This window comes from Bremerella sp. JC817 (assembly GCF_040718835.1).
Classification (GTDB): domain Bacteria; phylum Planctomycetota; class Planctomycetia; order Pirellulales; family Pirellulaceae; genus Bremerella.
In genome coordinates, this window is sequence record NZ_JBFEFG010000281.1 from 496,482 (window position 1) to 510,398 (window position 13,917).

The following is a 13,917-nucleotide window of genomic DNA, read 5'->3' on the forward strand; positions in this document are numbered from 1 at the left end:
TAACTCCCCATAAGGGTGGACTAGCAGGCAACAAGGTTTACCTAACTCACCCCCCCCTCTACAGGGAGGACCGTGGACTCGAACGCACAAAAAAAGCCCCACCCGAGCATGTGCCAGGGTGGGGCTTTGGTTTGCTTTGAAAGCGTTGCCCGAAGGCAACCGCTTCGCTTACGGACGCGATAGCGTCAGCTCGGCGTCGAGAACCTTTTCGATCCGACGGGTCGTTTCCAACAAGTGGGCACGAGTGTAAGGATCGAGTTCCAGGTCTTTCTCTTGCAGTTCTTCCAGCTTCTCTTGCAGGTCGATCAACTGAGCATAAGCGATCGTCTGGCAGTCGGCCGGAGCGAAAGCATCCCCCATTGCCAGGGTCGACAGACGCTGCAGATAATCTCGCTGCAGGTTACGACGCAGGCTACTGATCGCCGGCTTGCGAACCGTGTACTCACCTTCTTCCAGTGAATCGAGTTCGCTGTAGATGGAGTCGGTCAGCGACTGGATCATTTCTGCCGTGGTGAAGGCGTCTTCGTCGGCAGGAACTTTCAGTTCGGCATCGTGCATCCGCTCGAGGTTCATAGCTCCCATCATGCGGGACAAGATCTGCGACTGCCATCGCGAGATGGTGTCGTGGATCGCGTAGTCACCCTTCACGTCGAAGTTGGTACCCCAGTGGTTCCAGTGCGAAGGAGCCAACTTGTTGTACAGGTCGGCATCGAACTGGAATGGAGCGTCGCTGAAGACCTGTTCGCTGAGCAGGGTCATCACTTCACGCTGCTTTTCGGCGGGAACGATTTCGAATGGTGCCTTGGCGTCCTTCTGACCCTTGTGGGCTCGATTGACGTGCACACCACCGATGTAACGCGAAGCGAAGTACATTGCCTGACCGTGGGTGTTCAACAAGGTGTTGAAGGCCTGACGGGCACGCGAGTAGTCGTCGCCATCTTCGACCACGCGATCGGCCAGACCATCCATGGCAGCTTGAACGACGGCGGCCTGGTTCTTAGCGAACTCGATGGCGTCTTTGCCGAAGTCAAAGCGGTTGGAATCTGGATCTGGCGAGATGCTCGTGGTGTCTTCATCGGTCGAGAAGTGCAAAGCTGGCTCGGTGCTGCGCGAGGCAATCTTGCCGAGTTCACCCTTTTCGCCATCGGTACCACCGCTGAACGGCTTGTAACCGTATTCGATGGCCCACATGTCGTAGTCACCGATCGACTGAGGGAAGAACAGACCTTGCTTCTGGCCTGGAGGCGCGATGTGTGGTGGAACGTAGTCCATCACGCTGGCAACCGTTGCGGCGTCGCCTTCCATCTGGCTCATTTCTTCCATCGTGCGGTACTTACTGGCGACGAAGTTGTGACGCAGACCAAGGGTGTGCCCCACTTCGTGCATTGCCACTTCCTTCAGGCCTTCCATGATCATGCGATCGAGCAGTGCATCACGCTCTTTCTTGATCTCTTCCGCCGAAGGCTTCTTTTCTTCTTCTTTCTTTTCGTCGTCCTTCGACTCTTCTTTTTCTTCCTTCTTGTCGTCGGAAGCTTCTTCCTTCTCTTCGCCCTTTTCCTCGGACTTTTCGCCGTCGGTCATTTCTTCTTCCGACTTGGCTTCTTCCTTGTCAGCCTTCTTCTTCTTTTTCTTCTTCTCTTCGTCAGCCTTTTCTTTCTCGGCTTGAGCCAAGACCGCGGCAGCACCGTAGGCGAACTGCTGCGACATGCCGCCCGAGAGCATGCACTGGTGACGAGGCGAGATCGAACCAACACGCTGCAAGAATTCCTCGGCGTTGCTGACGTCGAGAGGGCCACCCAAAAGGGCTTCGGTTGCTTGCGGGTTGTAGTTCTCGAAAGCGGACTTCCAGTAGTTCAAGAAGCCAGCGTCGAAGATGATGTCGGCATCCAGGATCTGACCGGTGTATGGATTCACACGGGATGGACCCATGGCAAAACCAGCGTCCGAGGTGATCCAGCGGAAGGTGTTATAGCGAACGTCTTCCGGATCCCAATCGGCATCGTCTTCCTGTTGGCGAACATGGATGGCGTCGATGAAACCAGCCTTCTCAAAGGCCTTGTTCCAAGCCAGGATGCCGTCGCGGATTGGCTTGCGATACTTGTAAGGAATCGTGTTTTCCATGTAGAAGATGATCGGTTCTTTTGGTTCCGACATCTTGGCCGATGGATCAGCCTTTTCGAGCTTCCAACGGTTGATAAAACGAACAAACTGTTCGTCGTCACGGTTCGAGAAGTTCTTCACGGCCGTCAGGAAGTAACCAACGCGGTCGTCGGCAACTCGTGGCGTGTAGCCACCGGTTGGGATCTTGCTGATCGAGTAGTGCACGTCGACGGTCAAACCGCGCGAGTCAGCCACGGTGTCGATGTTCGAGCGACCGCTGGAAGCGTAGGTAGCTTCGACCTGCAGTTCGAGGTTCTTTTCAAAACCCTTCACTTCACCAAAGATCGACTTGCTGGCCGAGAAACCGAAGCCTGGCAGCGTGTCGCCGATCATCGGCAAGTCGCTCATGAAGACCGGTGTCACTTCGACCAGGTCGCCACCCTTCGGGCCCTTGCCGGCAATCGGCAGGCTGAAGAGCACGCTGTCGTTGTAGGCATGCTTCACGGCACGCGATTCTGGCTTGCCGTCGTTGGCCTTAAAGCGGACGTTCTTACGCAAGATGTGGACGCGATCGTCAACCTTGCGGAACGACCAGACCCAGTCGTCGCCAAAGCCCCACGACATACCGCCGTACAGAGGTTCAATACCGGCACCACGTGCGATCGAGATCAGCACGATGAATTCGCCGTTGTAATGCGAGCCATTCAGCTCGAAGAACATGCGGTTCCCTTTGTAGTGCGTAGGAACCAGGCCATCGGCCGTTTTGAAGTCCTTCAAGATACCGGACGAGGCCGAACTCGACCCGCCGGAGCTTCCACCGCTGGAACTGGAACTCGAAGCACCGGTGGTAGCGGCGATTTCCGACGGAATGCCCTTGGCGTTGTCGCCGGCAGCGTCGGACTTCGTATCGTCGGCCATAGCTACGTTGGCTGCGGCCAGGGCGACTACAGCCGTCGCACACCAAACCGTCGACCGACGCAAAATTGAAAACACCTTCATGCGTACAACTCTCGTACAAATTCAAGGAGGGGGAAGTGTCCGATGGTTTTCCGGATTTCGTTCCCAAAAGGTAACGTGCGGCGAGGTCCGATTTCCGCCCAGTCGGAAGCGGCCTCTTCTGATAGAGGCTTCCCAGGCTGGAATCTTGCGGAAAATGACAACGAAATTCAGAAAACGTACCAAAGCGACGTTCTGCCGAAGCGTTGGGAAAATATACCCTACTCTAAGCAGCCGCCGTAATTGTTCTATTCTGCGCACGAGATTTTGGGAAAGAAAACCCGGTTGTATCAATAAAATTGATTCACAACCGCGATTATCCCGATTTTCCCGCGGCGGACTGGGACGGAAAATAGAACGGAAAAAACAGCAGGAAATGACTAGCCATACGTCTCCACTCGAACCGGTTCTTTTCAGATTTCCCGCGATCCACGGGTTGGGCGGGCAGATCGAGCCATGTCGAGGTGGACTGAGTGGAAGTAAGGCCTGGAAAGTGGTCGGGCGCTCCAAGTCCTTCTGCCTTAAGCGTATGCCGATCGACTTTCCGGTCAAACTTCTCCAGTCGATCCACGCCGCGGTTCAGGCTCGTCGGCAGCAAGGAATGACCACCCTGCCCTCCTTCATCGCGGCCGACAACGGCGAAACCTATGTCCAGCACCAAAACCGCTTCTGGGAACTTCAAGAGTGGCTGCCCGGCGAGCCACTAACGTCCCCGCCAGATCGGCGTCAGAAGCAGGAAATGCTAGGCCTGATCGCCCAATTCCATGCGTTGTCGAGCGACATCAGTCCGGCGTTGGAAGTCTCGCCCGGCGCCGAGCGGCGTCTGGCGATGTTCCAGCACTGGAACGAGATCAACATTCCCCACACCCACGCCCAGATCAGCAAACTCGGGCACCCGCAATGGCAGTTCTGGCTGCACGCATTGGTCGACAGTTTCGTTGCGTATCGTCAACCGCTAGGTTTGCTGGTGCAGCAAATGCAGGCCGAGCGAACGACACTTCGCACCTGTATTGGCGACCCGCGACTGGAAAACTTCCGCTTCGATGGTCAGAAGTTCGTAGGCATGTTCGACCTCGGATCGCTGCGACGTGACAGCATCGCCTTGGATGTTTCGCGACTGGCAGGTGAAATGTCCACTGAGGGTGTTGTCGACTGGGAAGAGGTATTTGCGCTACTTCCTGCCTCGCAAAGGCTTACCCCTTCGGAAGAGCGGTTAGCGATCGAACTCGACGCGGCCAACGTACTACTTACAGGGCTCAATTGGGTACAGTGGCTCATAACCGACGGTTACAGTTTTGAAAACTGTGACCAAGTCAGTTTCCGCCTCCAGCATTTCCATACACGAATGCTGAAAATCGACGGGCATTTGGCCTGGAAAATCTAATTCGTTTGGTTGAAACTGCCTATGGTAAGAGGCATCACAGACTTTGATTTCTCTGAACGGGAATAATAAATCAACAGGCTCGGATTCCCGTCGGAGCGAATTACGGATTCTACGTTTACGAACCGTTCGATATTTCCGAAGATGGAAGGAGACCGATTCGTAGGTCCTTTCCAGCTTTACTCTTGGGACAGAACTCTCTCATGAAGCGTATTGCCCCCCTCGCCGTGGCATTAATTCTTTGCTGCTTGCCTACCCTGGGTTTCGCCCAAGGTTTTGGCGGCGGCGATCTGTTCCAGGGGATCGAAGGTTTCGACGACTTTGGCGGCAACCAGAACGATCCGAACTTGGAAGTCTCGGCGAAGTTCTTTGTCGATCCTTCCGGCACCCATGGCCGGATCGACGTGAAAGCCTCCGTCGGTAGTGGCTGGTGCTTGTACTCGATCACGCAGCCTAAGGGTGGCCCGATCGCGACGAAGATCAAGATCGAAGAAAACCCAGCGATCCTCGCCGTGGGCAACTTCACCCCTGACCATAAGCCAAAGATCGTTCCTCCTGATAAGATCATTCGCGTCGCTCAAGAGAAGTTCTACGACACGGTGACCTGGAGTGCTCCGATCTTGTTGGCCAACGGCACCGATGCCGAAACGCTGAAGCTCGACGTCAAGCTCGTCGGTCAAAGCTGCCACGACAAGGGAACCTGCTTCCCCGTTTCCGGCGACGCCGTCGCAAAGTTCGGTGGCACTGAAAAGATCGCCAAAGACGAAACGCTGCTGCCAGAAGTCGCGACCAAGCCAAGTGCCGCGATTCCACCGACCGACTACAAGCTGCAAGGCACCATCGGCGACTACAAAGCGGAATCGGGCCACGCGATCATCAGCGGTAAGTTCGAGCCAGCCCAGGTCTCTCCTGGTGACAAGATTACCGTCTCGCTCAGCATCAAGCCAACCGGCGACTATCACGTTTACGCTTACTCGCCAACCGATTCGGAGTTCAGCTACAAGGCGACCGTCGTTGGTCTGGGCGAACAGACGCCATGGCTTTCGATGAAGCCAAAGACCGAGAACCCCGTCGTCGAGAAGCCACTGATCGAAGGTCTGCCTGACATCGTGCGTTACCACGAAGGAGTCACGACCTGGACGTTTACCGTTCAGATTCCGATCGATGCTCAGCCGGGCAAATACCCGCTGGTCGGTTACCTCGGCTACCAGACCTGCACCAACACAACGTGCGATCGTCCTTCGGCTGTGATGTTTGAAGGCGTGGTTCAGGTCGGCGACAAGGCCGGCACCGATTCCTCTCCTCTCGCCTTCTCGAAGGCTCCTTATTCGACCGCGGCCGAGCGAGCCAAGATCACCAACGCCGAAGTCCAAGAAGCGTTGGGCGAAACCAGCATGGCTATGCCGCCACTGCGAGGCAATGCTGGTGACCACCAGCCAGAAGCCAAGGCCGTGGCCCCGCCCGTTCCGCTGAAGGACAGCATTGCCTGGGAAGTGCTCAATCCACCAGAAAACGCCAGCCTCGGCTGGATCATCCTGCTGAGCTTTATTGGCGGGGCGATCTTGAACCTGATGCCATGCGTGTTGCCGGTGGTTGGCTTGAAGATCTTGTCGTTCGTTAACCAGGCGGGCAAACATCGCGGTCAGGTGTTCATGCTGAACCTGATTTACTCGGCCGGCGTGATCTTCGTGTTTATGATCCTGGCGGTCTTCTCGTCGTCGTTGAATTTGATTGTCGAAGCCATTGCTCCACCGACCGAAGGAGCTGCCGCAGGGTCCGACGGCTTGGCTTGGGGCCAATGGAGCGGTGACTGGCGATACATCCTGGCGATGATCGTGCTGGTCTATACGATGGGCCTGAGCATGCTGGGCGTCTGGGAACTGACGATGCCAAGCTTCCTGGGAAGTGGCAGCGTCGCGAGTGCCTCGAATCAGTCGGGGTACGGGGGTGCGTTCTTCAAAGGGATCGTTACCACGCTATTATCGACGCCTTGCAGTGGTCCCTTCCTGGGCCCTGTGTTCGGCTATACGATCTCGCAGCCAGTCTTCGTCACCTTCCTGGTGTTCGGGTTCATTGGTCTGGGGATGGCTTCGCCTTACTTGATCATTGGTATCAACCCACGTTTGATCGCCTTTCTGCCGAAGCCTGGCAATTGGATGGTCGCCTTCAAGCAGATCATGGGTTTCGTCATGATGCTGACGGTCGTCTACCTGATGTACACGCTGCAGGACGAATGGGTCGTGCCAACCCTGGTTCTGCTGGTCGCCTTAGGAGCCGCCTGCTGGATGCTTGGTCAGGTCCATACGCTGGAGCACAAATCATCTCGCATCGCGACGACGATAGGTGCTTTTGTGGTGGCGATTGGTGTTGGTGTTTTCTCGTTCACCAGCTTGGTCGAAGGGGAAGCCCACGACGGGCAAATCGCCTGGGACACCTACGCCGAAGAACGTTGGCCAGCCCTGGAAAACGACATTTATGCCCGGCAGAAAGCTGGCGAAACAGTGATGGTTGACTTCACGGCCGACTGGTGCCCGACCTGTAAGTTCAACTACTACACCGCGATTAACACTGCTGGCGTCGGTGCCGTGGTCGACGAACACAAGATCGTGCCCATGCTGGTCGACTGGACCAACACCACGCACGACAACTCAGGCAAGGTGCAAAGCTTCATCAACAAGCTCGGGTCGAACAGCATCCCGCTGCTCGCCATTTTCCCTGGCGGCCAGCCTGGCAAGGTCTACGTGCTGAGCGACCTGCTCACCGAATCGAAAGTGATCGAAAGCCTGAACGCGGCTCAAGAAACTTCAAGCAGCGTGGTGAAGCAGACCGCGATGAACGAATAATCGTCGGCCTGCTGTCCGAGCGTCAAAACTTCAGTCCCCTCGCCCCTGAGGGGAGAGGGTTAGGGTGAGGGGCCTGGTGAAATCGTCACCCTCACCTTCGAAGCTCGTAGCATGAATGATCCCCCCGCAGATCGCCAACTGCGTTGTACTTCTACTTAACCTGAGCAGCTCCTTTGGTCGGCCCTGCGGGATCGTCGTTTAGGTGGCCTTAAATTTCGACGGCAACACTCAATTGATCCGTGGATCGTTGACTTTGCTTGCCTCGAGAAATCGCTGGTACTCGAGATCGATGGAGGCTACCACGATAAGACACAGGCCGAAGATCTGCGTCGGCAGAATGACCTGGAAGCTCGCGGCTTTCAGGTCTTACGCTTTCAGAACGAAGAAGTACGGACCAATCTGGAAGGGGTCGTCATCGCCATCCGCCGGCACCTAGGGTTCGCGGACGAAGAGAGCCCCTCACCCTAGCCCTCTCCCCACAGGGGCGAGGGGACAAGATACAACCAATCAGTCTCGCCGACTACAGGCGGCAGTTGGCGATGTTGGTCTGCAGGATCGCGGATGCTCCGAGTTGTTCGAGCTTTTCCATCACGTCGATCACTTCTTTGCGTTTGACCATCGCGCGGACGGCACACCAGGCTTCGTCTTCCAGCGGGTTGATCGTTGGCGAGTTGAAGCCCGGCGTAATCGCTTCGGCGGCGGCCAGGTTTTCGCGGCGGATGTTGTATTCCAGCAGCGAATAGTCGCGAGCGATCACCACACCTTCCAGGCGACGAACGATGCGGTCGGCCAGTTCCGGCATCCGCTTCTGCTTGTTCTGGATCAACACCGTTTCGTAGCTGCCGATTTCGGCGAAGATCTTCAATCGGTTCGCGGCCAGCGTGCTGCCGGTTTCAACCAGGTCGACAATCGCGTCGGCGATGCCTAGCGAGATCATCACTTCGACCGAGCCAGACAGGTTCACCAGGTGTGGATGGGCCCCGTTCGCTTCCAGATACTGACGGGTCACGTTCGGGAAGCTGGTCGCCACGCGACACTGCTTCATGTCTTCGACCGTGTTCCAGCTGGTATCTTCCGGAACGCACAATGCCAGGCGGCACTTGCCAACGCCTAGTTCCATGCGGGTATCGACTTCGACTTCCGCTTCTTGAACCAGGTCGCTGCCGGTGATCCCCATGTCGATAGCACCTTCGGCACACAAAACCGGAATGTCATCGGTTCGCAGGAAGGTGATGTCGATCGGCATGTCGCGCACCCGAGCGAACAAGCTGCGGTCCTGGCGACGGAATTTCAGTCCAGCGTCGCCTAATAGTTCCGTGGCGACCTCAGCCAGACGCCCTTTGCTGGGAATGCCGATACGAAAGTTTTCCATGATTCAATGCTTGGGGTTGGGTGCTAGAGCGAGTGAGTCTGTTTACTTTTGGGGGCGGGAAGCTTTTTCGTCGATGCCCGAAACACCGAATCGTCGGCCCAGTTCCGCTTCGACTTCTTCCAGGGCGATTCCTTTGTGCCCCAGCATGACGAACAAGTGATAAATCAGGTCGCCCGCTTCGTAGATCAAATGCTGACGCCCTTCGTCTCCCTCTTCGCCGGCGGCTTCGACCACTTCGGCGGCTTCTTCCATGATCTTTTCGCCGATCTTAGGGACGCCGCCGTTGAACAACTTCGTGGTGTACGATTTCTCAGGTGGGTTCGCGCGACGGTCTTCGATCACCGCCATCAGGGCGGCCAAGACGTTCACACGATTATCAGAGTTCGATTCGCCGGACAATGTTCGGCCCCTCTCGCAGCAAAGGTCGACGCGTGGAAAATCCCAGCCCTCCTCATCGGGTGGCCAGGAATCTAGTATTGTAGTCGGCTAGGGTAAAACTGAAAATTGGCCCCCCAACGAACCTTAACATCCGCAGTTTTCAGGGTTTAGGCCTTAAAAACGCCCCGCAAAGCATGACGAATCCCTCGACAGACAAAGAGTTTACCTTCCTCGATTGCTGGTTTCTTTCCGGAGCGACCGCCAGCGGCAAGACGCGCATTGGGTTGCAGCTGGCCAAGAAAATTAACGCGGAAATCGTCGCGCTCGACTCGATGTCGCTCTATCGCGACATGGATATTGGCACCGCCAAGCCGACCGCAGCCGAGCAATCCGAGGTGCCTCATCACCTGATCGATGTGCTCGATCCGACCGAAAACTCGAGCATTTCGCACTACCTCGAGATGGCCCAGGCCGCCGCGATCGAAATCCGCAGCCGAGGCAAAGAAGTCCTGTTTGTCGGTGGAACGCCTCTTTATTTAAAGGCTCTGCTGCGAGGTCTCTCGGAAGGGCCGGCCCCTGATAACGCGTTCCGCCAGGCCCTGGAAGAGGAAGCAAGCCGGGTGGGTAACAAGGCTCTGCACGACCGATTGAAGATGGTCGATCCGCTGGCCGCCAATCGCATCCACGAAAACGACATCCGCCGAATCATTCGGGCCCTGGAAGTGCATCACACCACTGGCCAGCCGATGAGCCACTATCAATTCGAGTTCGACGATCATGCCCGACCCGAAGATTGTCGAGCCTTCTGGCTTTCGTGGGATCGCCCAACCCTGCACGACCGGATCAATGCCCGCGTCGATCAAATGTTCGAGGAAGGTCTGGTTGCCGAAGTCGAGCGTCTGCTCGAGAAGCATTCGCCGCTCGGCACGACTGCCCTGCAGGCCGTCGGCTACCAGGAGGTGATTGACTTCCTGGAAGGCAAACAAGATCTGGAAACCAGCAAAGATCGCGTCAAAGCCCGAACGCGTCAGTTTGCCAAGCGGCAATGCACATGGTTCCGCAGCTTGAACGAATGCCGCGAAATCCCGCTGGAAGGCGAGCTCGACGCCAATGCGGTCGCCGAGCAGATCGAACAACTAGGTCGCGCGAGTCGAACCTAGTCGGGCGAGAATTACCACCAGTTCACGTAATAGGCCGACAAGCCCATCGTCAGCCGCAAGAGCAGCGTGACCAACAGGTAGAAAGAGAAGTGCAGCCCGCCCGATAACGGCGAGATGTCGAACGAGCCCGCCGCGGCCAGCCCGCCGAATACCACGCAAAACGCGGCCATCATCACGTAGTACGGCAAGTACTCGTTTAGATTCGGGCTTAGATCCCAGTAGCCCACCAGAAACGCATAGATCCCCCACAGCACGGCATACGCCGCTGAGCAGACCAGCACGCGTCCCCAAAGTTCCTGGCCGGCGTAAGGTTCGTATTCGTCGTCTCGCAGGAACCAGTATCCGCTCCAGCAGATCGGCACGGCGATCAGATAGCTGCCAGCGACCACGACCCAGGTCAAACCGCTTGGATCTTCGGTCGAGTGACCAATGAAAAAGGCAATCAGGAAGGTCGACAATGCCGCGACCATCACAACCGCCAACACGGTTGGCGAGAACTTCACGTCTTCGCGAGCCACTGGCTTGAAGACCAGCTTGCCGGAGGCGCTTTTCACACCGCCGAATTCTTCGCGTTCGCGAAGGACGACCGTTTCGCTCAGTTCCGGAACCTTGATCGTCTTCTTACAGTTGGGACAAGGGCCTTCGCGACCGGCGAACTTGGCGCTGACTTCAAAGCGTTTGAAGCAGCTGGGGCATGTTACGCGTATTTTTTCTTGCTGTTCGGCCATGTTGTTCCGCGAAAAGAGGCTGAAGCGGGAGGTCGGAGGAAAAGCTGACCCGCGGCCTTTAACTTGGCCGGGGCCCACATTTTAGTCAATGATCTGGCCGTTGATAATGCGTCGAAACGAAGAGACTTACGTCGATCCTCTGGCGAAACTTCGGCAAAACTCCTGCATTTCGGAATCCTGTCGCCCGGTTTTCATCAATTGCTCACATCGCCCCCTTAAACTAGCGGCATGCAGGCGGGCAGATTTCCGAGCCGAATTGATTCGCTGCACCTTTCCGGCATTCACCGCCAGGAGTCATCTTGAACACGAAACCAGAGACAATCGTGTTTCTTTGCCCGAATGGGCACCGTTTGAATGCACCGAAACGCCTGGAAGGCCAGCCCGGCAAGTGCCCTCATTGCAACGTTCGTTTCCGAGTTCCCAATCCATCGGGACACCCTTCGCACGACTCGATTCAGCTTGCCAAGGCCGCGTCGCCTTCGTCCTCGGGGATGGGGTCCCTTTCCACATCTGGCGAGTTTGATGGTTCCGGCCTGGCCGACTTCACCGACCTGGGCGGCCGTGACGAGGCCGAAACGTCCGACGTTTTACATTCGTCGATTGGCCTGAAAGCAGCCTCCCATTCGCCGGCTAGCGGTGAATCGCTACGAATGTTCCTCGAATTTCGAGAGCTTTGGCAAAATCGAACGGCAGAAACCCGCTTCGAGATCCACCTGCCCGAGGGGGAAGTATTCGTGCCGCAGCAGTTCTCTGTGGAAAAATCGACGCCAGAGCTGGGATATTTCGCCCGAAAGATGGAGTCCGAGAAGTTTCAGGTCCACCTGATCCCCTGGAAAGCGGTATGCCGGATTGTGGTAAGCGGACTGTCCGACCTTCCCTTCGAGCCATAGTCTTCGTACGCTAAGAGATGGTTCCCTAAATCGGCGTCATTGAGCGATTTAGGGGGTTACGCTTCCCCGCGAAAATCGGTTCAACTCGCGGAGAAACCCGGTAACTTGCCTGAACTGATGGGTGCGAAAAACACCGTGAACGCTGTCGACAAGAAGCCTCGCGTTGGGGCCGTCCGCTATTTGAACACCAAGCCGCTGGTGCATGGCTTGGACGACGCCGACACGCCGTTCAGCCTGACGTTCGACTACCCAAGCCATCTGGCCGATCAGCTTGCCCTGGGTCTGCTCGACGTGGCGTTGATTCCATCGATCGAGTACTTCCTCGGCGATGGCTATCGCATCATCACCGACGCCTGCATTGGCTGTCTCGGTCCGGTTTGGAGCGTGAAGATCTTCTTCCGCACGCCCCCGGAACAAGTCCGCACGCTGGCCCTCGACGAAGGTTCGCGAACCAGTGCCGCCCTGGCCAAGATTTTGCTGGCCGAGCGGTTGGGCGTCCGACCGCAGCTTCAAGCATTGCCGCTGGGCAGCGACATGCGTGATTGCGAAGCGGACGCCATCTTGCTGATCGGCGACCGAGCCATCCATCCGCCGGCGATCGATGCGGTGGAAGTTTGGGACCTGGGCGAGACCTGGGTCCAATGGACCGGCCTGCCATTTGTGTTTGCGATGTGGGTTGCCCGGCCTGGCATTCAAACCGAAGCGATCTCGCAGGCCCTGATGCATGCCCGCAACGGCGGACTCGACAATTTGCAGATGATTGCCGAACGCGAAGCACCGAAACATCGTCTGACGACGAGCGAGTGTTTCCACTACTTCCACGATAATTTACACTTCACCCTTGGCCCGCAGGAAAAGGCCGGACTGAAGCGTTACTACGAATTGGCCGCTGGGCTCGACCTGGCTCCCAGTGGCAGGACACCGATTTACGATGATTGCGAAATTGCTCGATAAAGCAGTCGCGGGCGAGCGACTGACACCTGAAGAAGGTCTGCAGATTCTCGAGTCGAACGACCTGCTGGCGATCGGCAAAGCAGCCGACGCGGTTTCGCGCCGGATGCATCCGGAGAACTACCGCACCTACAACATCGATCGCAACATCAACTATACGAACATCTGCACGGCGGTCTGCCACTTCTGCGCTTTCTATCGCAACCCGAAAAGCGAAGAAGGTTACGTCGTGCCGCGGGAAGAGATCCTGAAGAAGGTCGAAGAAACGGTTGCCCTTGGTGGGGATCAAATCTTGATGCAAGGTGGTCTGCATCCGAAGTACAAGCTGGAGTGGTACGAAGAACTGCTCAGCGACATTCGGACCAACTTCCCCCAGATCAACCTGCACGCGTTCAGCCCGCCCGAGATCTATCACTTCACCAAAGTCAACAAGCTGCCCCTGCGGGAAGTGCTTCAGCGTTTGAAAGACGCCGGCCTGGGTAGCTTGCCAGGCGGTGGTGCCGAGATTTTGGTCGATCGTGTTCGTAACGAACTGACCCGCGGCAAGGTGATGACCGACGACTGGCTCGACGTGATGCGAGTCTGGCACGAACTGGGAGGCCACAGTTCGGCGACGATGATGTTCGGTCACGTTGAAACCCTGGCCGAACGCATCGAGCATCTCGAACGCCTGCGTCAGCTACAGGACGAAACCGGCGGCTTCACGGCTTACATCTGCTGGACCTTCCAGCCAGACCACACCGACATGGCCCACATTCCGGCCCGCGGTACGTTCGAGTACCTGAAGACCCAGGCGGTCTCGCGGCTTTACCTCGACAACATCCACAACATTCAGTCGAGTTGGGTTACCCAGGGCCTGAAGGTGGGGCAGCTCGCCATGCTCTACGGAGCGAATGACATGGGCAGCTTGATGATCGAAGAGAACGTCGTGGCTGAGGCAGGTACCGTTCACTTCCTGACGCTGCAAGAGATTCGTGACGCGATTACCGAACTCGGTTTCGAGCCGCGTCAACGCAACGTCCACTACGAATTGCTGCCCAAAGAGCACGAGATGAAAGCCGTTCAGGCCAACGTGCTGCGGGACAAAGAACTGGTTACGCTCTCGTAAGCGAGCCGTT

The 13,917-nt window shown here is 56.8% G+C and carries 10 protein-coding genes and 1 pseudogene; 7 read left to right on the forward strand and 4 right to left on the reverse strand.

The window, feature by feature from the left end:
* Positions 1-168: 168 nt before the first annotated feature.
* Entirely contained in the window at positions 169-3,099 is a 2,931-nt protein-coding gene (locus AB1L30_RS25065) for a zinc-dependent metalloprotease (RefSeq protein ID WP_367017093.1), read from the reverse strand.
* A gap of 154 nt (positions 3,100-3,253) precedes the next feature.
* Here AB1L30_RS25065 and AB1L30_RS25070 point away from each other — a divergent pair, with 154 nt between their 5' ends.
* The 3 genes and pseudogenes from AB1L30_RS25070 to AB1L30_RS25080 all read left to right on the forward strand — a co-directional run.
* Positions 3,254-4,480, forward strand: a complete 1,227-nt coding sequence (locus AB1L30_RS25070) for an aminoglycoside phosphotransferase family protein (protein WP_367017095.1) — start codon at positions 3,254-3,256, stop codon at positions 4,478-4,480.
* Positions 4,481-4,680: 200 nt separating this feature from the next.
* Positions 4,681-7,320, forward strand: coding sequence for a thioredoxin family protein (locus AB1L30_RS25075; RefSeq protein WP_367017097.1), 2,640 nt, complete (start codon positions 4,681-4,683; stop codon positions 7,318-7,320).
* 174 nt (positions 7,321-7,494) lie between these two features.
* Positions 7,495-7,788: pseudogene (locus AB1L30_RS25080) on the forward strand (endonuclease domain-containing protein); the annotation flags it as partial.
* Positions 7,789-7,840: 52 nt separating this feature from the next.
* On the opposite strand, the gene hisG reads toward AB1L30_RS25080, so the two are convergent.
* Complete coding sequence (gene hisG / locus AB1L30_RS25085; RefSeq protein WP_367017098.1) at positions 7,841-8,692, reverse strand: ATP phosphoribosyltransferase; 852 nt, start codon at positions 8,690-8,692, stop codon at positions 7,841-7,843.
* Positions 8,693-8,734: 42 nt separating this feature from the next.
* Entirely contained in the window at positions 8,735-9,061 is a 327-nt protein-coding gene (locus AB1L30_RS25090; protein ID WP_367017100.1) for a phosphoribosyl-ATP diphosphatase, read from the reverse strand.
* A 203-nt stretch (positions 9,062-9,264) separates the two neighbouring features.
* Between AB1L30_RS25090 and miaA the strand changes: the two genes are divergently transcribed.
* Positions 9,265-10,230: a tRNA (adenosine(37)-N6)-dimethylallyltransferase MiaA gene (gene miaA / locus AB1L30_RS25095; protein ID WP_367017102.1), complete on the forward strand. Its 966-nt coding sequence runs from the start codon at positions 9,265-9,267 to the stop codon at positions 10,228-10,230.
* Between the two features lie 11 nt (positions 10,231-10,241).
* Here miaA and AB1L30_RS25100 read toward each other — a convergent pair whose 3' ends face one another.
* The gene (locus AB1L30_RS25100; protein WP_367017104.1) at positions 10,242-10,958 is read right to left on the reverse strand and encodes a hypothetical protein; all 717 of its coding nucleotides are present in this window, start codon (positions 10,956-10,958) and stop codon (positions 10,242-10,244) included.
* 299 nt (positions 10,959-11,257) lie between these two features.
* On the opposite strand from AB1L30_RS25100, the gene AB1L30_RS25105 reads away from it, so the two are divergent.
* The 3 genes from AB1L30_RS25105 (at position 11,258) to mqnC (ending at position 13,907) form a co-directional block, all read left to right on the forward strand.
* Positions 11,258-11,848: a hypothetical protein gene (locus tag AB1L30_RS25105; protein WP_367017105.1), complete on the forward strand. Its 591-nt coding sequence runs from the start codon at positions 11,258-11,260 to the stop codon at positions 11,846-11,848.
* 105 nt (positions 11,849-11,953) lie between these two features.
* On the forward strand, positions 11,954-12,802 hold the full coding sequence (locus AB1L30_RS25110; protein ID WP_367017107.1) for a menaquinone biosynthesis protein: 849 nt from the start codon (positions 11,954-11,956) through the stop codon (positions 12,800-12,802).
* Positions 12,780-13,907, forward strand: coding sequence for a cyclic dehypoxanthinyl futalosine synthase (gene mqnC, locus AB1L30_RS25115; RefSeq protein ID WP_367017109.1), 1,128 nt, complete (start codon positions 12,780-12,782; stop codon positions 13,905-13,907). Before AB1L30_RS25110 ends, mqnC begins: the two co-directional genes overlap by 23 nt.
* Positions 13,908-13,917 lie beyond the last annotated feature (10 nt).